The sequence below is a fragment of the Pseudomonas sp. NPDC087336 genome (assembly GCF_044744285.1).
Classification (GTDB): Bacteria; Pseudomonadota; Gammaproteobacteria; order Pseudomonadales; family Pseudomonadaceae; genus Aquipseudomonas.
In genome coordinates this window covers 273,224-297,760 of the sequence record NZ_JBIUYA010000003.1, presented here as the reverse complement: position 1 = coordinate 297,760, position 24,537 = coordinate 273,224, and the positions used below count along the sequence as shown (strand labels likewise).

Annotated in this window: 20 protein-coding genes and 3 tRNA genes; 4 read left to right on the top strand and 19 right to left on the bottom strand. The window is 62.3% G+C overall.

Annotated elements, in window-relative coordinates; translation table 11 throughout:
• Window position 1: 1 nt before the first annotated feature.
• The 4 genes from ACIO0C_RS04875 to ACIO0C_RS04860 form a co-directional block, all read right to left on the bottom strand.
• On the bottom strand, window positions 2-1,237 hold the full coding sequence (locus tag ACIO0C_RS04875; protein WP_401308546.1) for a c-type cytochrome: 1,236 nt from the start codon (window positions 1,235-1,237) through the stop codon (window positions 2-4).
• 2 nt (window positions 1,238-1,239) lie between these two features.
• Window positions 1,240-1,779, bottom strand: coding sequence for a (2Fe-2S)-binding protein (locus ACIO0C_RS04870; RefSeq protein ID WP_057396123.1), 540 nt, complete (start codon window positions 1,777-1,779; stop codon window positions 1,240-1,242).
• Window positions 1,772-4,603, bottom strand: coding sequence for a xanthine dehydrogenase family protein molybdopterin-binding subunit (locus ACIO0C_RS04865; RefSeq protein WP_401308542.1), 2,832 nt, complete (start codon window positions 4,601-4,603; stop codon window positions 1,772-1,774). The genes ACIO0C_RS04870 and ACIO0C_RS04865 overlap by 8 nt, the downstream gene beginning before the upstream one ends.
• Window positions 4,604-4,778: 175 nt before the next feature.
• Entirely contained in the window at window positions 4,779-5,720 is a 942-nt protein-coding gene (locus ACIO0C_RS04860; RefSeq protein WP_401308540.1) for a LysR family transcriptional regulator, read from the bottom strand.
• Window positions 5,721-5,844: 124 nt separating this feature from the next.
• Here ACIO0C_RS04860 and ACIO0C_RS04855 point away from each other — a divergent pair, with 124 nt between their 5' ends.
• From ACIO0C_RS04855 to aldA, 4 genes are read left to right on the top strand one after another with little or no spacing between them, the layout of a single operon-like run.
• Window positions 5,845-7,140: an MFS transporter gene (locus ACIO0C_RS04855; protein ID WP_401308537.1), complete on the top strand. Its 1,296-nt coding sequence runs from the start codon at window positions 5,845-5,847 to the stop codon at window positions 7,138-7,140.
• 17 nt (window positions 7,141-7,157) lie between these two features.
• Window positions 7,158-8,342, top strand: a complete 1,185-nt coding sequence (gene rhmD, locus ACIO0C_RS04850) for an L-rhamnonate dehydratase (RefSeq protein WP_020795474.1) — start codon at window positions 7,158-7,160, stop codon at window positions 8,340-8,342.
• Between the two features lie 14 nt (window positions 8,343-8,356).
• Window positions 8,357-9,157 carry an aldolase/citrate lyase family protein gene (locus ACIO0C_RS04845; RefSeq protein ID WP_401308533.1) on the top strand — a complete coding sequence of 267 codons (801 nt, stop codon included), beginning with the start codon at window positions 8,357-8,359 and terminating at the stop codon, window positions 9,155-9,157.
• Between the two features lie 19 nt (window positions 9,158-9,176).
• Window positions 9,177-10,610 carry an aldehyde dehydrogenase gene (aldA, locus tag ACIO0C_RS04840; protein WP_401308530.1) on the top strand — a complete coding sequence of 478 codons (1,434 nt, stop codon included), beginning with the start codon at window positions 9,177-9,179 and terminating at the stop codon, window positions 10,608-10,610.
• Window positions 10,611-10,683: 73 nt separating this feature from the next.
• On the opposite strand, the gene ACIO0C_RS04835 is transcribed toward aldA, so the two are convergent.
• The 15 genes from ACIO0C_RS04835 to truA form a co-directional block, all read right to left on the bottom strand.
• The gene (locus tag ACIO0C_RS04835; RefSeq protein ID WP_401308527.1) at window positions 10,684-13,107 is read right to left on the bottom strand and encodes a TonB-dependent siderophore receptor; all 2,424 of its coding nucleotides are present in this window, start codon (window positions 13,105-13,107) and stop codon (window positions 10,684-10,686) included.
• A gap of 66 nt (window positions 13,108-13,173) precedes the next feature.
• Complete coding sequence (locus ACIO0C_RS04830) at window positions 13,174-14,118, bottom strand: FecR domain-containing protein (protein WP_401308524.1); 945 nt, start codon at window positions 14,116-14,118, stop codon at window positions 13,174-13,176.
• On the bottom strand, window positions 14,115-14,624 hold the full coding sequence (locus tag ACIO0C_RS04825) for a sigma-70 family RNA polymerase sigma factor (protein WP_401308521.1): 510 nt from the start codon (window positions 14,622-14,624) through the stop codon (window positions 14,115-14,117). The genes ACIO0C_RS04830 and ACIO0C_RS04825 overlap by 4 nt, the downstream gene beginning before the upstream one ends.
• A gap of 248 nt (window positions 14,625-14,872) precedes the next feature.
• Window positions 14,873-14,949 (bottom strand) — tRNA-Asp (locus ACIO0C_RS04820).
• Window positions 14,950-15,041: 92 nt separating this feature from the next.
• Window positions 15,042-15,118 (bottom strand) — tRNA-Asp (locus ACIO0C_RS04815).
• Between the two features lie 53 nt (window positions 15,119-15,171).
• Window positions 15,172-15,247 (bottom strand) — tRNA-Val (locus ACIO0C_RS04810).
• Window positions 15,248-15,407: 160 nt separating this feature from the next.
• Window positions 15,408-16,181 (bottom strand): SDR family oxidoreductase, encoded by a 774-nt coding sequence (locus ACIO0C_RS04805; RefSeq protein WP_401308518.1) that lies wholly within the window; start codon window positions 16,179-16,181, stop codon window positions 15,408-15,410.
• Window positions 16,178-17,389, bottom strand: coding sequence for an O-succinylhomoserine sulfhydrylase (locus ACIO0C_RS04800; protein WP_401308515.1), 1,212 nt, complete (start codon window positions 17,387-17,389; stop codon window positions 16,178-16,180). The genes ACIO0C_RS04805 and ACIO0C_RS04800 overlap by 4 nt, the downstream gene beginning before the upstream one ends.
• Window positions 17,390-17,582: 193 nt before the next feature.
• Window positions 17,583-19,088: an amidophosphoribosyltransferase gene (gene purF / locus ACIO0C_RS04795; protein WP_008056375.1), complete on the bottom strand. Its 1,506-nt coding sequence runs from the start codon at window positions 19,086-19,088 to the stop codon at window positions 17,583-17,585.
• A gap of 41 nt (window positions 19,089-19,129) precedes the next feature.
• Window positions 19,130-19,690: a CvpA family protein gene (locus tag ACIO0C_RS04790; protein ID WP_272602970.1), complete on the bottom strand. Its 561-nt coding sequence runs from the start codon at window positions 19,688-19,690 to the stop codon at window positions 19,130-19,132.
• A 98-nt stretch (window positions 19,691-19,788) separates the two neighbouring features.
• The gene (locus ACIO0C_RS04785; RefSeq protein ID WP_401308512.1) at window positions 19,789-20,469 is read right to left on the bottom strand and encodes an SPOR domain-containing protein; all 681 of its coding nucleotides are present in this window, start codon (window positions 20,467-20,469) and stop codon (window positions 19,789-19,791) included.
• On the bottom strand, window positions 20,453-21,760 hold the full coding sequence (gene folC, locus ACIO0C_RS04780; protein ID WP_401308509.1) for a bifunctional tetrahydrofolate synthase/dihydrofolate synthase: 1,308 nt from the start codon (window positions 21,758-21,760) through the stop codon (window positions 20,453-20,455). Before folC ends, ACIO0C_RS04785 begins: the two co-directional genes overlap by 17 nt.
• Complete coding sequence (gene accD, locus ACIO0C_RS04775) at window positions 21,757-22,677, bottom strand: acetyl-CoA carboxylase, carboxyltransferase subunit beta (RefSeq protein ID WP_020795483.1); 921 nt, start codon at window positions 22,675-22,677, stop codon at window positions 21,757-21,759. The genes folC and accD overlap by 4 nt, the downstream gene beginning before the upstream one ends.
• A gap of 188 nt (window positions 22,678-22,865) precedes the next feature.
• Entirely contained in the window at window positions 22,866-23,504 is a 639-nt protein-coding gene (locus tag ACIO0C_RS04770; RefSeq protein ID WP_401308505.1) for a phosphoribosylanthranilate isomerase, read from the bottom strand.
• 63 nt (window positions 23,505-23,567) lie between these two features.
• Window positions 23,568-24,392 carry a tRNA pseudouridine(38-40) synthase TruA gene (gene truA / locus ACIO0C_RS04765; RefSeq protein WP_033039317.1) on the bottom strand — a complete coding sequence of 275 codons (825 nt, stop codon included), beginning with the start codon at window positions 24,390-24,392 and terminating at the stop codon, window positions 23,568-23,570.
• Window positions 24,393-24,537 lie beyond the last annotated feature (145 nt).

The window sequence follows — 24,537 nt, the reverse complement described above, 5'->3', positions numbered from 1 at the left end:
GTCAGTGCGCCTTGTGCTCGAGCGGCGGCGCGTCGGCCCGCAACTTCTGCACATCGCCCAAGGCCAGATCACCCGGTTGACCGCCCCACGCCTGGCGCAGGTAGTTCAACAGATCCGCAAGCTGCTCGTCGCCAAGCTTCTGCGCGAAACCCGGCATGGGTTGCATGTGTTCGAAGCCTGCGAACTTCTGCTCGCCGATGCCATCGTCGATCACCCGCACCAGGTTGCGCGGATCTTCCAGGCGCAAGGTGGTATTGCCGCGCATGGCCACGGCGATGTGCGGTTTGCCTTCGCCATTTGGCGCGTGGCAACCGGCACAGACGTTCAGGTAGTCCTGGCGGCCGCGCTGGGCGCTGGCACTGAGCTGGTCCAGTGGCACGTCGGTCAAGACTTTCGCCGCCGGTGGCTGGTCGCCGAGCAGGAAGGTCGCCATCGCCGCCAGGTCTGGATCGCTCAGGCCCTGGGTGCTGTTGTGGAACACCGGGAACATCTCGTTGAACATGGTGCCTTGGGCGCTCATGCCGTGCTTGAGGAACGAACTCAGGTCCTGATGATTCCAGCCACGGGCCGCGAGGTCAGTGGCCAACAGGCTGGGCGCCAGGTAGCCGTTGAGAATGCCGCCGGTCATGCGTTTGTCCTGCTGCATCGCGCCCGGCAAACCGCGCGGGGTGTGGCATTCGCCGCAGTGACCGAGCACGTCGACCATGTACTGGCCGCGCTTCCAGGTTTCGCTCTTGCCTTCGGCCGGTTCCAGCTTCACATCCTTGCCGTACATCATGTTCCAGCCCATCAGGCCCGGGCGCACGTTGAACGGAAAGCTCAGGCTGGTGACCGGCGCGGCACGTTCGATCGGCGCGACGGTTTTCAGGTAGGCATGGATCGCGTCGGAGTCCTCACGCGGCATCAGGTGATACGAGGTGTACGGCATCGCCGGATACAGGTTGGCGCCGTCACGCCGCTTGCCCTCGGTGAGCGCCGCGAAGAATTCGTCATCGTTGTACAGGCCGATGCCGTGCTCTTTGCTCGGGGTGATGTTGGTGCCGTAGATCGTGCCGAACGGCGAAACGATCGGCAGGCCGCCTGCATAGGGCGCGCCACCCGGTGCGGTGTGGCAGGCCATGCAGTCGGCGGCGCGGGCCAGGTAAGCCCCGCGAACCACCTGATCATCCGCCTGCGCCAGCAATACCGGCGCAGCCAGGCCGACCGCCAGCGTCAGGCGGGTAAGTAGTTGCTTCATGCTTAGCCCTCCTTGACCAGGCCGAGATCGGTCAGCACGTTGCGCGTGGCGCTGTAGTAGCGCACGTATCCGGTGCAACGGCAGATGTGATGACCGAGGCTGTCCTCGATGACTTTTTCCAGCTGGCTCTTGACGACCGGCTGTCGCTGCAGCTTTTCCACCAGCACCGTTGCGGCATTCACAAAGCCCGGTGCGCAGTAGCTGCACTGGAAGGCGAATTCGTCGACGAAGCGCTGCTGGATCGGGTTCAGCTCGGTAACCTTGCCCTGCTCGTCACGGGTCGCATGACCTTCGATGGTGCGTACTTTCTTGCCTTCGAAATAGTGCGCGCCGGTGATGCAGGTGCGCACTTCTTCGCTGGTGCCGTCGGGGTTGTCGACGATCACCACGCAGGCGTGGCAGATGCCCTGGCCGCAGCCCAGGCGCGAGCCGGTGAGGTTCTTGTATTCGTGCAGGTAGTCGATCATCGGCAGGTCATCAGGGATGTCCACCGGGCCGACGGATTGACCGTTGAGGGTCAGTTGAAGCGGACGGTTAGCCATTGAGGGCCTCCTTGATGCGTGCAGAAGTGATAGGCAGGTCGCGGACACGTTTGCCAATGGCGTGGGCCACGGCGTTACCGATGGCACCGACCACCGGGATCATCACCACCTCGGCGATACCCTTGGACGGGTCGCTCGGCGACAGTGGCGGCAGGATTTCCGCGGTCTGTTTCCACACCGCCACGTGCCGCGCCATCGGCAAGCGATAACGGTTGAAGTTCCAGTCGCCCTCCCCCGGCCCGCCTTCGTACAGCGGCATTTCTTCCATCAGCGCATGGCCGATGCCCATGGCAATCCCGCCTTCGAGCTGGCCCTTGACCAGTTCCGGCACCAGCACCCGGCCGCACTCGACCCACGAGTGGTGATTGAGCACCGACACTTCGTTCGAACCCTTGTTGACCTTCACTTCCACCAGCGTCGCCACCGGGCTGTAGTAAGTCACCGCCGCGTTGTTCAACTGGGTCGCCGGATAGGCGATGTTCTGCCGATCCAGCAGATGGAAACCGGCGCTGTTCATCTGCGCTTTCTTCGCCTTCGGCGCACCGTCGCCGTACTTGACCGCCAGGCCATCGAGCGGCAAACGCTCACGCACGCCATCGATGCTGTACTCGGCCTCGGCCCAGCTCCAGCGGTTGAAGCCGTGCACCGTGGCTCCGGTGACCAGGCCGCGCTCGTGGGCACGTTTGGCCAGCACTGCAAACGGCAAAGGCTCCATGCCGTTGGCGGTGAGTTTGCCATCGACCCAATGGGCATCTTCGCGGCGCACCACGTAAGGGTTGGCCTGGCCGCCGAAGGGGCCTTGGCGCCAGATCTCGAGTGCCGCCGGCCACAGGCCGTGGTTGAACAGCAAACGCGCCGCTTCACGGGTGGCGTGGCTGAAGTAGTAGGCGGAGTTGGTCGCCGACGACGCCGACGCGACCTTGCCGACCCAGCGCGGGTTGCGCAGGAAGTTGTCCTGCTCGGCCTGGCTCATGATGTACGGGTTGCCGCCGCTGATCAGCTGCAACTCTTTCCATTCGGTTTCGCCGGTCTTCACTTCGTGCGCCGGGTTGCCGAGGAAATCGGCCACCACCATCGCCTGCGAGGTGGACATGCCGGTACCGATTTCGATACCGATGTGGCGCAGGGTGATGCGACCGTCCACGGTGTATTCGATGCTGGCCATTGGCGCTTCGGAACCGGTGCCGAAGTCTTTCTGGCAAATGGCGAAACCGACGCCATACCAGTTATCCGGGTCCGCCGCTTCGCGTTGTTGCTTGATCGCGCTGCGGTTTTTCCAGACTTCGTTGACCGCCGCCTTGTCGAGAATTTCGTGCAGGCGCAAGGCACCGGCCGGGACCGCGCCCTGGGTGTTTTTCATGCCCGAGCGCAGGGCATTCTTGCGCCGCAGTTCAATGGCATCGACACCGAGGCGATCGGCAATTTCATCGACCATCATCTCGGTGGACGCCATGCTCTGCAGCGTGCCGTAGCCACGCATCGACCCGGCTTCCACTGCGCGCGAGTGATAGGCGGTGACCTGCAGATCGTTCTGCGGCATGTAGTAGATCGACTGCGCCGCCGTGGCGCCCACTGCCGCCACGGACGGGCTGTAGTTGACCCGTCCGCCGCCGTCGACGCTCATCTCGGCGCGGAAGATCTTGAAGCTGTGATCGGTCTTGTCCACCGCCAGCTGGTAGCGGATGTCGAACGGGTGACGCTTGATGCCGCTCTGGAATTGCTCGTAGCGGTCGTTGGCCAGGCGTACCGGCACACCGGCGCCGTACAACGCCGCCAAGGCTGCGTAGTAGACGAAAATGTTGTGGTCTTTCGAGCCGTAGCCGACGGTGTAGCCCGGGTGCATGTTGAGGTTGGCCAGGCCGAAACGCGACGGCGCGATCATCTTCGCGGTCTCGGTCGCGGTTTCCAGCGGGCACTGGGTGGCAACGACAAAATGCAGGGTCTTGGTCGCCGGGTCGTACCAGCCGTTGCCGTTGTCCGGCTCCATCGCCGCCGGTTCGATCGACGGGGTCTTGTAGCGCTCGTCGAACACCAGCCAGTTGTCCGGCGGCGTGTCGATCTGCTGCTTCATGCGCTCGGCGTAGAACAGGCCGCGCTCGGTCAGGTTGCCGTGCAGGTTCGGCTGTGCGTTCCATACCGGCCGGCGATTGCGCAGCATCGGGAACAGGATCGTATCCTTGAGGCTGGCGAATTCGTCTTCGTCGGCCGACGTCGCGCCGCCGACGCGCACGTAGCGGAAGCTGCCATAGGGATCGCCCTCGAAAAACGGTACCTGGGCACCGTAACGAATCGCTTTGTCATTGAACTTGAGCTGAGCCTTGGCCTGGCGGAAACGCTCGAAGTCGTTCCAGATCAGGATCGCCACCGGGTGGCCGATGAACATCGGCACTTTGCCGGCCGGCAACAGGGGGTCGGGGGCGTGCTCTTCCGGGAAGACGATGCCGTCCTTGACCAGGTCGTCGGCGGTGACGATGCGGTCGGGCTGCAGGTCGGCACCGAGCCACGACAGGTCCACACCTGCATAAATGCGGTCGGCCTTGATGGTTTTCAGCAACATGGCGTGGCCTTGCTGCTGCGGCCAGCCCGGCATGTCCTTGGCGCGGATGTCGCGGGCAAAGACCTTGCTGCCGCAGACCTTGGACAAGGCATCGTTACGGGCGCGCGCCTTGCCGTTGTTACCAAGCCACTGCTCGGACGGCACGGTCACGCTGTTTTCCATCAAGGCTGCCAGCGCCTGACTGCTCAGCGGTGTAAGCGTCACGCTCACACCCGCCACCAGCCCGCCCTGAAGGAACGAGCGCCGGGATATTTCACGGTTGGACATGGATCATCCTATGGGCGGTCATGGAGGCCGCCCTTCTGGTTATGTTCTGGAAATCTCGAGTCGCGCAGAAGCCCCTTTTGACGATGCAAGGAGCTGTGATGACAATGCAAAGCTGACCGAAAGGTTAACTTTAAAGGTTTATGCGCTCGCGGAAAACAAAAAACTGACCAAGGAATCAAAAAACCGCGGCTTTTCGCCGCAGCAGATCGATGAACAGGCCCAACTCCCGACTGATGTGCTCGCCCTTGCGCAGCAGCAACCCGAACGGCGCCAGCTGCACATCCAGTTCAACCGGCAGCGCCACCACCAGGCCCATTTTCAGGTAGTCGCGCAAGGCGGTCTCCGACAGCACCATGATCGCGTCGGTCAGCTGAATCAACTGCTGCATCGAATACACCGAGCTGCATTCGATGATGTCTGCCGGCAGCGGCAAGGCCAGGCGCTGCAGGGCTTGATCCAGGCCAATACGCGCAGGGCTGGTTTCCGGTTGCAAAATCCACGGCCAGCCGCTGACCAGTTCCGCCATCTGCAGTTTTTCGCGCCGGGCCAGCGGGTGGCCAGCGTGCACCACCACCAGCAGGCGTTCGTTGCCCAGTTGTTCGAATTCGTAGTGCTCGCTATCGGTGGCGGCATTGCGCCGGGCGATGGCGAGGTCGATGCGGCCCTGCTCCAGCAACTGGATCACCTGGTCGCTGGTGTCGCCCATGATACGAATCCGCAGCTGCGGGTTGAGCGCCTTGATCTCGGCAATCGAGTCCATCACCAGGTCCGGCGCCGCGCCCATGATGGTGCCGATGGAGAGATAGCCATAACCACCCTGTTGCCGGGCTATCAGGTCCTCGGCGCACCGGTCGAGGCCACTGAGGGCCGTCTCGGCAAAGCGAATCAGCTCCTGACCCAGCGCCGTCGGTCGCATGCCCCGGGGTAAACGCTCGAACAGGTCGCAGCCAAACATGTCTTCAATCTCATGGAGCATGCGGGTGGCGGCCGGTTGCGACATGTTCAGGCTTTGCGAAGCGCGGTGCAGGTTCTGGCTCGAATTGAGCGTCACCAGCATGTGCAGATGCTTGTAGCGCAGGCGGTTGAGCAGGCTGCGGGAGATGATTGGCGTGGTCATGGTGGGCCTTGTTATCGATACCCTCAAGGTATCGGTTGTGAGCTAGATTCGATTTGTAACGCATCGATCAGCCGCCGTACAGTCTTCCCCATAAGAACAAATGCCCTACCAAAGGAAAACCGCGATGAAGACTCTACCCGCGCCCCTGCTCGCCAAGATTTCCTGGCGGCTGCTCCCGTTTCTCCTGCTGATGTACATCATGGCCTTCCTCGACCGCGCCAACGTCGGGTTCGCCAAGCAAGCCTTCCAGGCCGACACCGGTATCAGCGACGCCGCCTTCGCCTTTGGCGCCGGGGTGTTCTTCGTCGGCTACGCGTTGCTCGAAGTGCCGAGCAACCTGATCCTGCACCGCGTTGGCGCCCGTCTATGGATGTGCCGGATCATGGTTACCTGGGGCCTGGTGTCCGCAGCCATGGTCTTTGCCCATAACGAAACCACCTTCTACGTCCTGCGCTTCCTGCTGGGCGTGGCAGAAGCCGGTTTTTTCCCCGGCGTGATCCTTTATCTCACCTACTGGTTTCCCAACGCGGTACGCGGCAAGGCCATGGGTTTCTTCTACTTCGGTGCACCACTGGCCTTCATATTCGGTAGCCCGTTGTCCGGGCTACTGCTGGAAATGGACGGGTGGGCAGGTTTTCACGGCTGGCAGTGGCTGTTCGCTGTGGAAGGCTTGATGGCCACCGCCGTGGGCATCTGGGCCTACTGGTACCTGGATAATCGCCCCGCCGATGCCAAGTGGCTGTCCGCCGAGGAACGCCAACAAATCCAGAGCCTGCTCGATCAGGAAGACAGCCACAAACAGAACCATGGCCGCAGCCTGCTCAACGTGTTGTGCCAACCCTCGGTGCTGTACCTGTGCCTCATCTACCTGCTGATCCAGGCCAGTGTCTACGGCGTGGTGTTCTACCTGCCGACCCAGGTCGGCGGACTGTTGGGCACCAAGGTCGGGCTGATGGTCGGGCTGGTCACTGCGATTCCATGGATCTGCGCCATCGTCGCCGCGTACCTGATTCCCGGCTACAGCGACCGCACCGGCGAACGGCGGCGCACGGCCTGCCTGACGTTGCTGATGTCCGCCGCCGGTATCGCCTGCTCGGTGACCTTCAGCAGTCCATTCCTGGGCATCATCGCCCTGTGCTTCGCCGCTTCCGGCTTCATTGCCGTGCAACCGGTGTTCTGGACCTTCCCTTCCAGTTACCTCGCCGGTAGCGCCGCGGCGGCCGGCATCGCCCTGATCAACTCGTTCGGTGCCCTCGGCGGCTTCATCGCCCCGGTGCTGAAAAACTGGGCCGAAGGCGCCTTCCATTCCCCGGCAGCCGGTCTGTACCTGCTGTCCGCTACCACCGTCATTGCCGCGTTGCTGGTGCTGGGCGTGCGTTCGCCCAGCCATAAGGCTTCGAACAAACCGGCCACTGTTTAAACCTGAGGAGTCACACCATGGGCATTCCAACCATCAAACACGTGCGCGCTTTCACCCTGCGTGGCGGCGGCGCGGATTATCACGATCAGGCGGACGGTCACTGGATAGACGATCACATCGCCACGCCAATGAGCAAATACCCAGAGTACCGCCAGAGCCGCCGCACCTTCGGCATCAACGTGCTCGGCACCCTGGTGGTGGAGATCGAAGCCAGCGACGGCACTGTCGGTTTCGCGGTCACCACCGGTGGCGAACCCGCGGCTTACATCGTTGAGAAACACCTGGCGCGGTTCCTTGAAGGCGCGAAAGTCACCGACATCGAAAAAATCTGGGACCAGATGTACCAGTCGACCCTGTATTACGGGCGCAAAGGCATCGTGATCAACACGATTTCCGGGGTCGACCTGGCACTGTGGGATTTGCTCGGCAAGATCCGCCAGGAGCCGGTGCACCAGCTGCTCGGCGGTGCGGTGCGCGATGAATTGCAGTTCTACGCCACCGGCGCACGCCCGGACCTGGCGCAGAAAATGGGTTTCATTGGCGGCAAGATGCCACTGCACCACGGCCCGGCCGAAGGCGAGGAAGGCCTGCGCAAGAACCTCGAAGAACTGGCGACCATGCGCGAACGGGTCGGCCCGGACTTCTGGCTAATGCTCGATTGCTGGATGAGCCTGGACCTCAACTACGCCACCAAACTGGCGGTCGGCGCCCACGAACACGGCTTGAAGTGGATCGAAGAAGCGCTGCCGCCCGACGATTACTGGGGCTACGCCGCCCTGCGCAACAACGTGCCCAAAGGCATGCTGGTGACCACCGGCGAACACGAAGCCACACGCTGGGGCTTCCGCATGCTGCTGGAGATGGGCTGCTGCGACATCATCCAGCCGGATGTCGGCTGGTGCGGCGGCCTCACCGAACTGGTGAAAATCTCGGCCCTGGCTGACGCCCACAATGCCTTGGTCATTCCCCACGGCTCGTCGGTGTACAGCTATCACTTCGTCGCCACCCGGCATAACAGCCCGTTCGCCGAGTTCCTGATGATGGCGCCCAAGGCTGACGAAGTAGTGCCGATGTTCCATCCGCAATTGCTCGGCGAACCGGTACCGGTGAACGGGCGCATGCGCCTGTCGGCGCTCGACCAGCCGGGGTTCGGTGTCACCCTCAACCCGGAATGCCAACTGCATCGGCCGTATAGCCGCTGAGAAAGGAGTTCGTGATGAACATGCCGCACAACGCTTTCAAGGCCGCCCTGAAAAAAACCGCGCCCCAATACGGTATCTGGGCCGGGTTCGCCACCGGCTACGCCGCGGAGATCGTCGCCACCACCGGTTATGACTGGATGCTGATCGACGGGGAGCACGCACCCAATTGCGTGCCCGGCGTACTCGCCCAACTGCAGGCTGTGGCGCCCTACTCCACCGCCCCCATCGTGCGCGCCGTGAACGGCGACGCCAGCCTGATCAAGCAGCTGCTGGATATCGGCGCGCAGACGCTGATGATTCCGATGGTCGAAACCGCCGAACAGGCCCAAGCCCTGGTGCGCGCCATGCGTTATCCGCCCCACGGCATTCGTGGCGTCGGCGGCGGCCTGGCCCGCGCCACGCGCTGGGACGGGGTGCCGGATTACCTGAACACCGCCCATGAACAACTGTGCCTGATCGTGCAGGTGGAATCACGGCTCGGCGTGGAAAACGTCGCAGCGATTGCCGCCGTGGAAGGCGTCGACGCTGTATTCATCGGGCCGGCGGACCTGTCCATCGGTCTGGGCCATGCCGGCAATCCCGGCCATCCACAAGTTCAGGAGCGGATTCAACACGCAGTCAACGCCACGCTGGCGGCCGGCAAGGCCTGCGGCATCCTCGCGCCGAATGAAGAAGACGCACGCCGCTATCAGGGCTGGGGCTGCCAGTTCATCGCCGTGGCGATCGACATCAGCCTGTTACGCCAGAGCGCCATGACCACCCTCGCCCGCTACCGCCCAACGGCCACCGAACAAGCGCCGTCGCGTACCTACTGACCAGCCCAGGAGTCGCTCCATGTCATCCGTGCCTGTTTACGAAAATTTCATCGACGGCCAGTTCGTCGCCAGCACCGCCCACCTCGATGTGATCAACCCGGCCACCGGTGCCCTGCTGTCGAAGGTGCCGGCGTCGAATGCCGAAGATGTCGATCGCGCCTTGGCGGCTGCGCGCACCGCGCAAAAGGACTGGGCGCGCAAACCGGCCAATGACCGCGCCGGCTACTTGCGCCGCATCGCCGCCAAACTGCGGGAAAACGTTGCACACCTGGCGCGCACCATTACCCTGGAACAGGGCAAGATCAACGGCCTGGCCGAAGTCGAAGTCAATTTCACCGCTGACTACCTGGACTACATGGCCGAGTGGGCACGGCGTATCGAAGGCGAAATCATCACCAGCGACCGGCAGAACGAAAACATCTTCCTGTTCCGCAAACCGCTGGGGGTGGTGGCCGGGATCCTGCCGTGGAATTTCCCGTTCTTCCTGATCGCCCGCAAGATGGCCCCTGCTCTGCTGACCGGCAACACCATCGTCATCAAGCCCAGCGAAGAAACGCCGAACAACTGCTTCGAATTCGCCCGGCTGGTCGCTGAAACCGACCTGCCGCCCGGCGTGTTCAACGTGGTCTGTGGCGATGGCCGCGTCGGTGCGGCGTTGAGTGCGCACAAGGGCGTGGACATGATCAGTTTCACCGGTAGCGTCGCCACCGGCTCACGGATCATGGCCGCCGCCGCGCCGAACATCACCAAACTCAACCTGGAACTGGGCGGCAAGGCCCCGGCGATCGTGCTGGCGGATGCCGACCTGGACCTGGCGGTGAAGGCCATTCGCGATTCGCGGATCATCAACAGCGGCCAGGTGTGCAATTGCGCCGAGCGGGTATACGTTGAGCGCAAGGTGGCGGATCGATTCATCGAGCGTATCGCCGCCGCCATGAATGCCACCCGTTATGGCGACCCGATTGCCCAACCTGATGTGGAGATGGGCCCGCTGATCAATCGCCAGGGCCTGGACGGCGTCAATCGAAAAGTCCGCACGGCGTTGAGCCAGGGCGCAAGCCTGATCAGCGGCGGGCAGATTGCCGACCTGCCGAACGGCTTTCACTTCCAGCCCACCGTCCTGGCAGGATGCCACACCGACATGGAGATCATGCGCGAGGAGATCTTCGGCCCGGTGCTACCGATCCAGATCATCGATGACCTGGACGAAGCGATCGCCCTGGCCAACGATTGCGACTATGGACTGACCTCGTCGATCTACACCCGCGACCTGAGCAAAACGATGCACGCCATGCGCGAACTGGATTTTGGCGAAACCTACGTCAACCGCGAGAATTTCGAAGCGATGCAGGGTTTCCACGCCGGCGTGCGTAAATCCGGGATTGGTGGTGCGGATGGCAAGCATGGGTTGTATGAGTACACCCATACACATGCGGTGTACCTGCAAGGCTGAGCTTTGCGGTGTTGCTGATGCCGCCTCCGGGCGGCGTTCCGACGAAGGCGCGAAGTCAGTCAACGCAATGTCATCAGAAATCCACCGTCGCCGAGAGCAAGTAGGTCCGCGGCGTCGACAGCGTCAAACCCGGCTCGCTGTCATCCGAGGCCCCCGCCGAACTCCAGTAACGCTTGTCCGCGACGTTCTCGACATTGGCGCGCACGGTAACGTTCGTTTCATCGACTGTGAACGCGTAGCGCGCGCCCACGTCGAAACGCTCCCAGGCATCGATTTCCTTGTTGTTGGACTGGTCCAGATACTGTGAACTGGAATAAAGGCCACGGCTGGTCAGGGTCAGGCCCTGAACGTTCGGCACGTCCCACTCGGCGCCCAGGTTGACGTTGTATTTGGGCGTGGCCGGCGCCCGGTTGCCGTCAAAGGTGCCGTTGGTGGTGTCGGTCAACTCGCTGTCGATGTACATCACACCACCGAGCAGCCGGAACCCTTTGAGCGGTTCACCGAACACGCTCAGTTCCACACCCTCGTTCTGCCGTTTACCGTTGGGGCCAAAAACCCGCGTCGTGGCATTGGTCTCGTAGGCTGGCTGCCTGATCCGGAACACCGCCGCGGTGACGGCGAACGCACCGGCGTCGTACTTGGCGCCGACTTCGACCTGGCGGCTGATGAACGGCGGGAAAATCTCGTCCTCGTTGACCGACGTCGACGGGGCGATCTTGCCCTGGCTCAGGCCTTCCATGTAGTTGGCGTACAGCGACAGCTTGTCGGTGGCCTTGAACAGTATGCCACCCGACGGCGAGACCTTTTCCTCGTCGTAGGCGGTGTCGCCCTTGACGTCATCCGACCAGTCGTCCACCTGCACCCGCTGCCAGCGGGCACCGAGGGTCAACAACACCCGATCATCGAGGAAACCCAAGGTGTCGGACAAGGCCACGCTGCTGAAGCGGTTCTCGGTGTAGACCTCAGGATCGAAACGTGTGGGCCGGACAGGTGTCGGGGTTTCCACCGGGTCGTAGAGGTTGCTGGGGGCCGCGGCATAACGCGCGCCGCCATTCTCGAAGTCCATGTAGAAATAGCTGGCCGCCAGGTTGACCTGATGGCTGACCGGGCCGGTATGGAACCAGTTGCGCACACCCGCCGTGGCCGTACGGACATTTTCGTCGCGGGTGAAGTCGCGCGCCAGCACGCTGAAATCACCCGCATCGTTGCTGACCGCAACGGCATGCCGAAGAAAGTCATGATTGCTTTTGCGCGCGCCGACACCGCCATACAGCAGGACTGAGTCACTGACATCGAGTTCGCCGTTCAGCGTGCCGAAAGTGTCCGTGGTACGCGCCTGGCTCCAGGGCTGCGCGTAGTTGTGGCGGACATCGCTCGCGTTCGGCACCTGCGCGTTGACGCCAACCTGCACACGCTCCTGCGGGGCGTCGGTATCCCGCTCGGTGTGGCCGATGTCCGTCGAGAGCCGCAGGCGCTCACCGCGAAAATCCAGGCCCAGCACGGCCATCTCGCGATCGACTCGCTGGTGATCCCATTCGGTGTCGCCGGACTGCTTCACACCGTTGAAACGAAGACCGAACTTGTCCTCTTCGCCAAAGCGCCGGCCGACATCCACGGCACCGCCGAGCTGGTTGTTGGAGGCGTAACTGCCGGTGAACGACGTGATGGGCAGGTCGGTCGCGCGCTTGGGTACCACGTTGATCCCGCCCCCCACGCTGCCCCGCGGCGAGATGCCGTTGATCAGCTGGCTGGGACCCTTGAGGATATCGACGCGGTCAGCCATCTCCATGTCGATGGTATAGGTCGGCAGGACCCCGTACAGACCATTGTAGGAAACGTCGCTGTTGAACAGGCTGAGCCCGCGAATGGTGAACTGCTCATAACGCCCTCCCGCCGGGTTGGTGGCGCGAACCGATGGATCGCTGGCAACCAGGTCGCCCAGGGTACGCGCCTGCAGGTTTTTCACTGCCTCGCTGGTGTAGGTGGTCATGCTGAACGGCGTATCCATGAAGTCTTGCGAACCCAGCAAGCCTTGTGAACCGCGGCGCGCAACCTGGCCACCGGCATACGCCTGGTCGGCCGCGTCGCCCGCCGTAGCGAAAATGGAGGTCGCGCCCAGTTGCAGGCTGCTGCCGGATGGCGCGGGAACCAGGATATACGCCTGCTCCCCCACCGGCTGCAGTTGCAGGCCGGAGTTTTGCAACAAGCGGACGAAGCCCTCCTCCACCCCATACTCACCGGACAGCCCGGCGCTACTGCGGCCGCTGACCAGCGCCGGATCGACCGAGAGGTTGACCCCGGCCAGGCCTGCGAACCGGGTCAGCGCATCGCTCAGGCTGCCGGCCGGCACCTGGTAACTGCGGCGGGTGACGTCGTCGGCCCAGCCATTGGTGATGAAGATCGGGCTGGCACTCAGGCCCAACAACAGGCTCAGGCGCAACAACGGGCGCAGACCGGACGACACCGGGCGTGGACGGCAAGACTTTACGGCGGGCATTGAAGAGGCTCTCTTGTGCGTTCAGTTGCCTTGAATGACAAGCGAGTCGAAAAAAGGGGACAGGCTTCAAGCAACTTTTTTACGCGGCGTCAGCGTCACCCAATATCGAGTACGCATTTGCACCTCCAGCGGTAGGCTGGCCGCGAGCAGCGCGAGGATGCGATCGGTGTCGTCCAGGCGGAAACTGCCGGTCACCCGCAGCGCTTCAAGCTCTGGCGCCCAACGCAGGACACCGGGTCGATAGGTGTCGAGCTCACGCAAAAATTCCCCGAGTGGTTGGCTGCTGGCCATCAACACGCCTTCGCGCCAGCCGGGTTGCAAAACATCAAAGGCCTGTACCGCGGCGGCGCCTGTCGCCTGCAGACTGACCTGCTGACCCGCGCGCAACATCAGCGCTGCGCCCTGCAAGGGTTGCAACTGCACGGCGCCGTTGAACACCGACACCCGGCATCCGCGACTGTCCTGGCGCACGCAGGCTTCGCTTTGACTGAGGATCACCTGACCGAACCGGGTCTGGATCATCAATGGCGATGTTCCCGGCACATTCAGCGACATTTCGCCCTCCACCAGCGTTACCCGACGGCTCGGCAGCTCCACATCGACGGCGCTGGCGGTATTGAGTTGCAGGACACTGCCATCGGCCAGTCGTACTTGCTTGTGCTCGCCCGTGGCGGTGTGCAGGTCGGCGCGCCAGACGTCCAGCGGCAATTGCCGGCTGATCAGCCAGGCGGCCGGCACCAACGCGACCGCGCCCAATGCGCGCTTGAGCACCACGCGTCGCCCAGGATCGGGGCGGTCGAGGCTGCTCAGGGCCAACGCTGAAGGCAGGTCGGCAAAGCGTTGACGCAAGGCCTGGGCCTTTTGCCAGGCGTGCTCATGACTGGCGCAGCTGTCGCGCCAACGTTGCAGATTCGCGCGGTCCTGTTCGGTGGCACCTCCCGACTCGAGCAACGCCAGCCACTGTGCGGCGGCGCGAACGGCCTGGCGAGCCTCGGGCATCGGGCTGTTCACAGTTCCACCAACAGGCAATGCTCATAGGCTTGCGCCATGTAGCGTTTCACCGTGCGCTGCGACACCGACAAACGCTCGGCGATTTGCTGGTAGTTCAAGCCTTCGAGCTGACTCCAGAGAAAGGCCCGTCGCACTGCCCTGGGCAATCCATCGAGCAGTTCGTCCAGCGCTTGCAGGGTTTCCAGCAGCAACCAACGCTCCTCCGGGGACGGCGCACACGCTTCGGGCAAGGACGCCAACGCACTGAGGTAGGCCTGCTCGAGACTGCGGCGCTGGTAGAAATTGCTCAGCAGGCGTTTGCCCACCGTTAGCAGATAAGCACGGGGCTCCTGCAGATCAGCAATGCGCTGAGAACTGGCGAGCAAGCGCAAAAACGTATCCTGGCTCAGGTCCGCCGCATCGCAAGCACTGCCCATGCGTCGCCTGAGCCAGCCTTCGAGCCAACTACGGTGATCGCGGTACAGGTCGTGAAGGGCTTGCTCCTTCGCCATCGCTGCATCACTCATCTCAAGAAGCCCTGTGCCAGGAGTTATCGTAAATGAGAGTGATTCTAATTAATATCGCGAGACGTCACCAAGTGCTTTATGCAGCAGTTGCGCAGAAAGATTGGGCGGGAGGCTTAACAGAGGAGAAAAAAACAAATTCCAGAAACAAAAAACCCCGGTCTTTCGACCAGGGTCTTTGCTATCGACTCGAAGTAAACCCGTGGTTTTCTTCGTAGCTCCAAGGCGTTCAGTGGGCCTCGAAGCAGATATGGCGCAGCGGACGGGACTCGAACCCGCGACCCCCGGCGTGACAGGCCGGTATTCTAACCGACTGAACTACCGCTGCGTATCGCTGTGGACTTGCGTCCAGGTAACTCGCTTGGTCGAAAGCTTCGGTGCTTTTCAACCGCGAACCGGATACACCCGACTCGTTAAATATGGCGCAGCGGACGGGACTCGAACCCGCGACCCCCGGCGTGACAGGCCGGTATTCTAACCGACTGAACTACCGCTGCGCGTCGGTGGAGGCATTTCAGCCTACCTCTTGCTTTCGCAAGTTTCTCGGGAGTGGTGGGTGATGACGGGATCGAACCGCCGACATTCTGCTTGTAAGGCAGACGCTCTCCCAGCTGAGCTAATCACCCGTTTGCATCTCCGAGGCCGCGAAATTTACGCAGGTAGCGAACCTAAGTCAATAGCAGGATTGAAGTTTTTCTGAAAAAGACGAAATTCTTTCAACCGGCACAGCATCGACAACAGGCAGACCGCTTTCGCGAGCAAGCTCGCTCCTACAGTAAACTTGCATTACTCGCTGTAAATCATCTTCTTGGTCATGCCACCATCGACCACGAACTCCTGGCCCGTGACAAAACCCGCATTCTTCGACAGCAGCCAGGCCACCATCGCCGCCACGTCCTCCACCGTCCCTACCCTGCCCGCCGGATGCTGGGCATGGTCGGCATCCGTCAGCGGCTCGGCGCGACGTACGGAAGGGTCCCGTGCATCGATCCAGCCAGGGCTGACCGCATTGACCCGGATCTCCGGACCAAGACTGATAGCCAGTGCGTGAGTCAAGGCCAGCAAACCACCCTTGCTTGCGGCATAGGCCTCGGTGTCGGGTTCCGACTGCCCGGCGCGGGTCGAGGCCAGGTTGACGATCGCCCCGCTGTGGGCCCGCAGGTACGGCGCACAGTGTTTGGCCAATAGCATCGGCCCACTGAGGTTCACCGCCAGCACCCGATTCCAGTAAGCCAGGTCGAGACTTTCCAGGGTGATGTTATGCGGATCGGCAACCGCCGCATTGCACACCAGCGCATCCAGGCGACCGAACTGCCCCAGCACCTCGGCAACACCCAGCGCCACCTGCCCTTCGTTCGAGACGTCCATGGCGATGAACCAGGCATTATCGCCAAGTACCTTCGCCACCTTCGAACCACGCGTCCGGTCCAGGTCTGTCAGTACCACTTGCCAGCCTTCGCTGATCAACCAGGCCGCAATACCCAGGCCAATGCCACGCGCCGCGCCGGTCACCAGTGCAACGCGGCCATTGGAACCCGGTGGCGTGGACAACTCGATCACAAGGCAGCCAACCCGCGCGCCAGGTCGACTTGCAGGTCTGCCACGTCTTCCAGGCCGACCGCAATGCGGATCAGACTGTCACGAATGCCCGCGGCCTCACGCTCCTGCGGCGCCAGGCGGCCGTGGGAAGTGGTGCTCGGGTGGGTGATGGTGGTCTTGCTGTCGCCCAGGTTGGCCGTGATCGAAATCAGGCGGGTCGCATCGATAAAGCGCCAGGCGCCCTCTTTGCCGCCCTTGACCTCGAAACTCACGACCGCGCCAAAGCCCTTCTGCTGACGCAGGGCCAGCTCGTGCTGCGGATGGCTCTTGAGACCGGCGTAATGGACCTTCTCGATGCCGTCCTGCTGCTCCAGCCATTCGGCCAGTTGCTGGGCGTTGGCGCAATGGGCCTTCATCCGCAGGTTGAGGGTTTCCAAGCCCTTGAGGAAGATCCAGGCGTTGAACGGGCTCAAGGTCGGCCCGGCGGTGCGCAGGAAGCCGACCACTTCTTTCATCTGCTCGCTGCGCCCGGCCACGACGCCGCCCATGCAACGGCCCTGGCCATCGATGAACTTGGTTGCCGAGTGCACGACGATGTCCGCACCCATTTTCAGCGGTTGTTGCAGCGCCGGGGTACAGAAGCAGTTGTCGACCACCAGCATCGCGCCCTTGGCGTGAGCGATTTTCGCCAGCTCGGCGATGTCCACCAGTTCAGCCAGCGGGTTGGACGGCGATTCGACGAACAACAATTTGGTGTTGGCCTTGATCGCCGCATCCCATCCGGATAGGTCCGCCAGAGGCACGTAGTCGACTTCGATGCCGAAGCGTTTGAAGTACTTCTCGAACAGGCTGATGGTCGAGCCGAACACGCTACGCGACACCAATACGTGATCGCCGGCGCTGCACAGGCTCATCACCACCGCCATGATCGCGGCCATGCCAGTGGCGGTGGCCACAGCTTGCTCGGCGCTTTCCAGGGCGGCAATGCGCTCTTCGAAGGCGCGCACGGTGGGGTTGGTGTAGCGCGAGTAGACGTTACCCGGCACTTCCCCGGCAAAACGCGCGGCCGCATCGGCGGCGGTGCGGAATACGTAGCTGGAAGTGAAGAACATCGGATCACCGTGTTCGCCTTCCGGCGTACGGTGCTGACCGGCACGTACGGCCAGGGTATCGAACGCTACGCCTTCGAGGTCGCTGTCCAACCGACCGGCATCCCAATCCTGACTCATGCTGTCACTCCTTGCCTTATTCGGTAGTAGATACGAAACCGGCCTTGAGGAGAGACACCTGTGTAGGAGCTGGCTTGTGTAGGAGCTGGCTTGCCAGCGAAGGGGGCGCCACATTCAACATCACTGTTGTCTGTGAATCCGCCTTCGCTGGCAAGCCAGCTCCTACAGCCAGCTCCTACAGGCCGGTATAAATTTAGTTGTTATACAGATCGATGATCGCGCTCACTGCCTGGGTCTTGACCTTGGAGGCATCGTTACGCGCCTGCTCGATCTTGTTCAGGTAAGCCTCGTCGACGTCGCCGGTGACGTACTGGCCGTCGAACACCGCGCAATCGAACTTGTCGATCTTGATCTTGCCGCCACCGACCGCTTCGATCAAGTCAGGCAAGTCCTGGTAGATCAGCCAGTCGGCACCGATCAGGTCCGCAACGTCCTGGGTCGAACGGTTGTGGGCGATCAGCTCGTGGGCGCTCGGCATGTCGATGCCGTAGACGTTCGGGAAACGCACGGCCGGGGCTGCGGAACAGAAGTAAACGTTCTTGGCGCCCGCTTCGCGTGCCATCTGGATAATCTGCTTGCAGGTGGTGCCGCGCACAATGGAGTCGTCCACCAGCATCACGTTCTTGCCGCGGAATTCCAGTTCGATCGCGTTGAGCTTCTGGCGTACGGATTTTTTCCGTGCTGCCTGGCCCGGCATGATGAAGGTCCGGCCGATGTAGCGGTTCTTCACGAAACCTTCGCGGAACTTCACGCCCAGGTGGTTCGCCAGCTCCAGGGCCGCGGTGCGGCTGGTGTCCGGGATCGGGATGACTACGTCGATGTCGTGATCAGGACGCTCGCGCAGGATCTTCTCGGCAAGCTTCTCGCCCATGCGCAGGCGGGCCTTGTACACCGACACACCGTCGATGATCGAGTCCGGACGCGCCAGGTAGACGTGTTCGAAGATGCACGGGGTCAGGGACGGGTTGGTCGCGCACTGACGGGTGTGCAGCTTGCCGTCTTCAGTGATGTAGACCGCTTCGCCCGGTGCCAGGTCGCGAATCAGGGTGAAACCGAGCACGTCCAGGGACACGCTCTCGGAGGCGATCATGTACTCGACGCCTTCGTCAGTGTGACGCTGGCCGAACACGATCGGACGGATGCCGTGCGGGTCGCGGAAACCGACGATGCCGTAGCCCGTGATCATCGCTACGACCGCGTAGCCACCAACGCAACGGTTGTGCACGTCGGTGACGGCCGCGAACACGTCTTCTTCAGTTGGCTGCAGCTTGCCGCGCTGGGCCAGCTCGTGTGCGAACACGTTCAGCAGTACTTCCGAATCGGAACTGGTGTTGACGTGGCGCAGGTCAGATTCGTAAATCTCCTTGGCCAGTTGTTCAACGTTGGTCAGGTTACCGTTGTGCGCCAGGGTGATGCCGTAAGGCGAGTTGACGTAAAACGGTTGAGCTTCGGCCGAGGTCGAGCTGCCCGCGGTCGGGTAGCGCACATGGCCAATACCCATGTGGCCGACCAGGCGCTGCATGTGACGCTGCTGGAACACGTCACGCACCAGGCCGTTGTCCTTGCGCAGGAATAACCGGCCATCATGGCTGGTCACGATACCGGCAGCGTCCTGGCCGCGGTGCTGGAGGACGGTTAGCGCGTCATACAGCGCCTGATTGACGTTCGACTTACCGACGATACCGACGATGCCACACATGCGACGCAACCCCTACTTAATGGATCTGAACTGAACAACACTCACTGAGGCGTTTTGGCCATCGGCAAGAGCTGCTCCTTGAACGGAATATCAGCGGGTACGCTGATACCGCTGGCAAGCCACTGACTGCTCCACCCGAGAATCAGGTTTTTGGACCAGTCGGCGACCAATAAAAATTTTGGCACGAGTTGGGACTCTTTCCACCACCCGTCCTGTTGTACCGGCCCCAGGCTCAACAGCCCGACCGCCACGACCACCAGCAACACGCCACGCGCTGCGCCAAAAGCCATGCCGAGGAATCGATCGGTCCCGGACAGCCCGGTGACACGAACCAACTCGCTGATAAGATAATTGACCATTGCGCCTACGATCAGCGTGGCGACAAACATGATGGCGCAGCCCGTGATCACACGAGCCGATGGGGTCTGGATGTATCCGGCGAGGTACTCGGACAATGAGCCACCGAACATCCAGGCAACGGCTCCTGCGATGATCCAGGTCACCAGCGATAGTGCTTCCTTGACGAAGCCGCGGCTCAGACTGATCAAAGCGGAGATGGCGACGATTGCAACGATCGCCCAGTCAACCCAGGTAAATGGCACAGTGCAGCCTACGGACGGATAAGGCGGCGCATTTTAGCAGAGCCCATGCTTATCGGTAAGCTGCGATTGTCAGTGCATTTCAAATCGTGGCGATAGATTTAGCCACGCTCTGGCTGAAAGCGCACGACAAACCCCTTGAGGTTCTGTTGGCGGTTCAACAGGTCACGCAGGCGATCGGCCTCTGCACGCTCGATGAGCGGCCCGACAAACACGCGATTCTTGCCATCGGCAGTACGGATGTAGGCATTGTAACCCTGGCTGCGCAGGTTTTTTTGCAGTTTTTCCGCGCTTTCGCGATTGGCCAGGCTGGCCAGTTGCACCGACCAACTGACCGACAGGCCATTGGCGTCGACACGGCTTTGGCTGGTATCCGGCTTGCCCGGTGCAGCGTTGATCGGTTGCGACGGCGGCGTGGCAGGTTTGGCCGCCAGCGCCGGGACGGGGGCTGGGGCTGGGGCTGGGGCTGGGGGCGGCGTGACCGGCTTGGCGGCGGGCGCCGGAGCGACAGGCGCAACCGGTGCAACCGGCGCTTCCTGCTGGGCGATTTCTTCGTCGCTCGGCACGGGCTCCTGCGGCAGGGCTTGCGGTTCAGGCACCACCACGGGCTCCACCTGCACTTGCGGCATCGCCGGCGCTTGCGGCGCGGCCGGGGCCTGGACCGTCACCTGGCGCTGTTCATCCTGACGGGAAAACAGCATCGGCAGGAAAATCACCGCCAGCGCCACCAGAACCAGGGCGCCGACCATCCGCTGCTTGTAAGCCTTATCCAGCAATGCCATTTGCCGCTTCCTCCGTGGAGCGCCGGGCCAGCCACTCAAGGGCCTCGGCAACACAATAGAATGATCCGAACAACAGAATCTCGTCGTCGCTCGTCGCCTGCGCACACTGCCCTTCCAGAGCAGCGGCCACGCTATCATAGGACGTCACCGCAGCACCGCGCTTGTCCAGCGCCTGGCGCAAGTCGGCCACCGGTCGCGCCCGGGGTGAATCCAGCGGCGCGACAGCCCAATGCTCGACACTAGCACTCAATTCGCCAATTACACCATCCAGATCCTTGTCCGCCAGCAATCCGAATACCGCCAGACGCTTACCGGCCGGCGGGCGGCTGGCCAAGCGACGGGCCAGATATTGCGCGGCGTGAGGGTTATGCCCCACATCCAGCAACAGATTGAGGCGCTTGCCCTGCCAGTCGACCTGCCGGCGATCGAGTCGACCGACGATCCGCGTCGCTTGCAGCGCCTGGACAATCTGCGCACTCACCCAAGGCAAACCGAGCAACAGGTAGGCCTGCAGCGCCAGGGCGGCGTTTTCCATCGGCAGGTCGAGCAGCGGCAGATCGTGCAATTCGACCACCTGCCCCTTGGCATCGACACCGCGCCATTGCCAATGCTGATCGGTCACACCCAGGTCAAAATCGCGTCCACGCAGGAAAAACGCGCAATTGAGCTCGCGCGCCTTGTCCAGCAGGGGCTGCGGGGGATTCAAGTCGCCGCAGAGCGCAGGCGCGCCCTGGCGGAAGATGCCGGCCTTCTCGAAGGCCACGGACTCGCGGGTATCACCCAGGTAATCCGCATGATCCACGCCAATGCTGGTGACCAGCGCCATGTCGGCGTCCACCACGTTGACCGTGTCCAGGCGGCCGCCCAGCCCCACCTCCAGGACCACGGCGTCGAGCCCCGACTGTTGAAACAGCCAGAACGCCGCCAGGGTGCCCATCTCGAAATAGGTCAGGGAGGTGTCGCCGCGACCTGCCTCGACCGCGGCGAAAGCCTGGCAAAGCTCGGCGTCAGTGGCTTCGACGCCATCGACCTGCACCCGCTCGTTGTAACGCAGCAGGTGCGGCGAACTGTAGACGCCGACGCGCAGGCCCTGTGCTCGCAGCAATGAAGCCACGAATGCACAGGTAGAGCCTTTGCCATTGGTGCCGGTGACCGTGATCACCCGAGGCGCCGGCTTGCCCAGCCCCATGCGGGACGCTACCTGCTGCGAGCGCTCAAGGCCCATGTCGATGGCCGAAGGGTGCAGCTGCTCAAGGTAGGCGAGCCACTCGCCAAGGGTACGTTCGGTCATAGGTTGGCAGGTACCGGTGGAACCACGACCGGCTCGATTGGTGCAGCGACGAATTTCGGCGTCGGCAGGCCCATCATTTGCGCCAGCAGGTTACCCAGGCGCGGACGCAGTTCCTGACGGTGGATGATCATGTCGATCGCGCCGTGCTCCAACAGGAACTCACTGCGCTGGAAGCCTTCAGGCAGTTTTTCACGAACGGTTTGTTCGATTACGCGTGGACCGGCAAAGCCGATCAGGGCCTTCGGCTCGCCGACGATCACGTCGCCCAGCATCGCCAGGCTGGCGGAAACACCGCCGTAGACCGGGTCGGTCAGCACGGAGATGAACGGAATACCTTCTTCACGCAGACGCGCCAGCACCGCGGAGGTCTTGGCCATTTGCATCAGCGAGATCAGGGCTTCCTGCATCCGCGCGCCACCGGAGGCGGAGAAGCAGATCATCGGGCAGCGCTTTTCCAGCGCGTAGTTGGCGGCGCGCACGAAGCGCTCACCGACGATGGCGCCCATCGAACCGCCCATGAAGGAGAATTCGAACGCCGAAACCACCACAGGCATGCCCAGCAGGGTACCGCTCATCGAGATCAGAGCGTCTTTCTCACCGGTCTGCTTCTGCGCCGCGGTCAGGCGATCCTTGTACTTCTTGCCGTCGCGGAATTTCAGGCGGTCAACCGGCTCCAGGTCAGCACCCAGTTCGGTACGACCTTCAGCATCGAGAAAAATGTCGATACGCGCGCGCGCGCCGATACGCATGTGGTGATTGCACTTGGGGCAAACGTCCAGGGTCTTTTCCAGCTCTGGACGATACAGCACAGCCTCGCAAGACGGGCATTTGTGCCAAAGACCTTCAGGCACCGAGCTCTTCTTGACCTCGGAACGCATGATCGAAGGGATCAGTTTGTCTACTAACCAGTTGCTCATGCTTTCTTTCTCCAGTACCGGCGGCCCGAACGCTCTGGTTCGCAGCCCCGCGTATGCCCTTGAGCTAAATTCATGTGTGCGGCGATGTTCGATGGGTGCCGGGTCAGTGCAGAGACCAGCGTACGCCCCATCAATCCTCAGCCGTTTTGTACAGTGCAGTGGACGGCGGCAGTCTGCCAGCCGTCACATCAACGTGGGAGCTCCTGTGAGCTTCTGCGTACCGCGTCGATGAACGCCTGAATCTTTGCGTGATCCTTGATGCCCTTGCTCGCCTCTACTCCGCCGCTGACGTCCACGGCATAAGGTCGAACCCGCTTCACCGCCTCGGCGACGTTTTCCGGGGTCAGGCCGCCCGCCAGGATGATCGGCCTGCTCAGGCCTTGCGGTATCAATGACCAGTCGAAGGCCTGGCCGGTTCCACCGGGAACGCCTTCGACATAGGCGTCGAGCAAAATGCCGCTGGCACCGGGATAAGCAGCGCAAGCCGCCGCGATATCATCCCCCGCCTTGACCCTTAGCGCCTTGATGTACGGACGATGCCAGCCCTCGCAGTCCTCTGCAGTTTCATCACCATGAAACTGCAGCAGGTCCAGCGGCACGGCGTCGAGGATTTCTCCCAGTTCACAGCGGCTGGCGTTGACGAACAAGCCCACGGTGGTGACGAACGGCGGCAACGCCTTGATGATCGCCCGCGCCTGCTGGAACGTCACGCCCCGCGGACTCTTGGCGTAGAACACAAAGCCGATGGCATCGGCCCCGGCCTCGACCGCCGCCAACGCATCTTCCATGCGGGTAATCCCGCAAATCTTGCTGCGAACGGCTGGCATGTCGAGAAATCCTCACGGTAAATCCGGGAAAGTCCCGGATGGTAACAAAAGCGTTCGAAGGCGTCAGCCGTCAAGTTCGCTGAAACCGGTAAGGAAATGTGGGCCGATGTAACGCTCGGGCAACTGGAACTCGTCGCGGTACTCGACCTGCACCAGATACAGGCCGAACGGATGCGCCGTCACCCCGCCGGAACGGCGAATTCGGCTCTCCAGCACTTCCTTCATCCACTCCACCGGACGCTCGCCGGCACCGATGGTCATCAGCACGCCGGCAATGTTGCGCACCATGTGGTGCAGGAAGGCGCTGGCACGGATATCCAGCACGATCATCTTGCCGTGGCGCGTGACGCGCAGGTGATGCAGCTCCTTGATAGGCGACTTGGCCTGGCACTGGCCGGCACGGAAAGCGCTGAAATCATGGGTGCCCACCAGGTATCGGGCCGCTTCGGCCATGCGTTCGACGTCCAACGGACGGTGGTTCCAGGTGATTTCTTCGTTCAGGTGCGCCGGACGGATCTGGTCGTTGTAGATCACGTAGCGATAGCGCCGGGCAATGGCTTTGAACCTGGCATGAAAATGCGCCGGCATGACCTTGGCCCAACTGACGCTGACATCGTGCGGCAAATTGATATTGGCGCCCATGACCCAGGCCTTCATCGAACGCTCGACTTGCGTGTCGAAGTGCACCACTTGGCCACACGCATGCACGCCGGCATCGGTACGCCCGGCGCACAGCAGCGAAACGGGAGAGTCGGCCACCTTGGACAAGGCGTTTTCGAGGGTTTCCTGCACCGTGAGCACGCCAGAGGCCTGACGCTGCCAGCCACGGTAACGCGAGCCCTTGTATTCAACGCCCAACGCGATCCGGAAAAAGCCGTCGGCCGCCATTTCGGCGGCCGGGTTATCTATGTTTGCCAAGGAGTGACAGCCTGCTGATATACGCAAAGGGGGCATTATAAGGCTGTCCGGCGGGGATACCAGAGGGATCTCCTTTGACCATACCGGCCTCATCGCGGGCAAGCCCGCTCCCACA

Excerpts from the sequence above, each read along its gene's own strand:
- purF (WP_008056375.1), bottom strand. The coding sequence starts at position 19,088 with ATGTGTGGCATCGTCGGTATCGTCGGTAAGTCGAACGTCAATCAGGCG.
- ACIO0C_RS04855 (WP_401308537.1), top strand. The coding sequence starts at position 5,845 with ATGAAGACTCTACCCGCGCCCCTGCTCGCCAAGATTTCCTGGCGGCTG.
- accD (WP_020795483.1), bottom strand. The coding sequence starts at position 22,677 with ATGAGCAACTGGTTAGTAGACAAACTGATCCCTTCGATCATGCGTTCC.
- ACIO0C_RS04845 (WP_401308533.1), top strand. The coding sequence starts at position 8,357 with ATGAACATGCCGCACAACGCTTTCAAGGCCGCCCTGAAAAAAACCGCG.
- ACIO0C_RS04800 (WP_401308515.1), bottom strand. The coding sequence starts at position 17,389 with ATGAGTCAGGATTGGGATGCCGGTCGGTTGGACAGCGACCTCGAAGGC.
- rhmD (WP_020795474.1), top strand. The coding sequence starts at position 7,158 with ATGGGCATTCCAACCATCAAACACGTGCGCGCTTTCACCCTGCGTGGC.
- ACIO0C_RS04835 (WP_401308527.1), bottom strand. The coding sequence starts at position 13,107 with ATGCCCGCCGTAAAGTCTTGCCGTCCACGCCCGGTGTCGTCCGGTCTG.
- truA (WP_033039317.1), bottom strand. The coding sequence starts at position 24,392 with ATGGCGGCCGACGGCTTTTTCCGGATCGCGTTGGGCGTTGAATACAAG.
- ACIO0C_RS04870 (WP_057396123.1), bottom strand. The coding sequence starts at position 1,779 with ATGGCTAACCGTCCGCTTCAACTGACCCTCAACGGTCAATCCGTCGGC.
- ACIO0C_RS04865 (WP_401308542.1), bottom strand. The coding sequence starts at position 4,603 with ATGTCCAACCGTGAAATATCCCGGCGCTCGTTCCTTCAGGGCGGGCTG.
- aldA (WP_401308530.1), top strand. The coding sequence starts at position 9,177 with ATGTCATCCGTGCCTGTTTACGAAAATTTCATCGACGGCCAGTTCGTC.
- ACIO0C_RS04875 (WP_401308546.1), bottom strand. The coding sequence starts at position 1,237 with ATGAAGCAACTACTTACCCGCCTGACGCTGGCGGTCGGCCTGGCTGCG.
- ACIO0C_RS04860 (WP_401308540.1), bottom strand. The coding sequence starts at position 5,720 with ATGACCACGCCAATCATCTCCCGCAGCCTGCTCAACCGCCTGCGCTAC.
- ACIO0C_RS04770 (WP_401308505.1), bottom strand. The coding sequence starts at position 23,504 with ATGCCAGCCGTTCGCAGCAAGATTTGCGGGATTACCCGCATGGAAGAT.
- ACIO0C_RS04785 (WP_401308512.1), bottom strand. The coding sequence starts at position 20,469 with ATGGCATTGCTGGATAAGGCTTACAAGCAGCGGATGGTCGGCGCCCTG.
- folC (WP_401308509.1), bottom strand. The coding sequence starts at position 21,760 with ATGACCGAACGTACCCTTGGCGAGTGGCTCGCCTACCTTGAGCAGCTG.
- ACIO0C_RS04825 (WP_401308521.1), bottom strand. The coding sequence starts at position 14,624 with ATGAGTGATGCAGCGATGGCGAAGGAGCAAGCCCTTCACGACCTGTAC.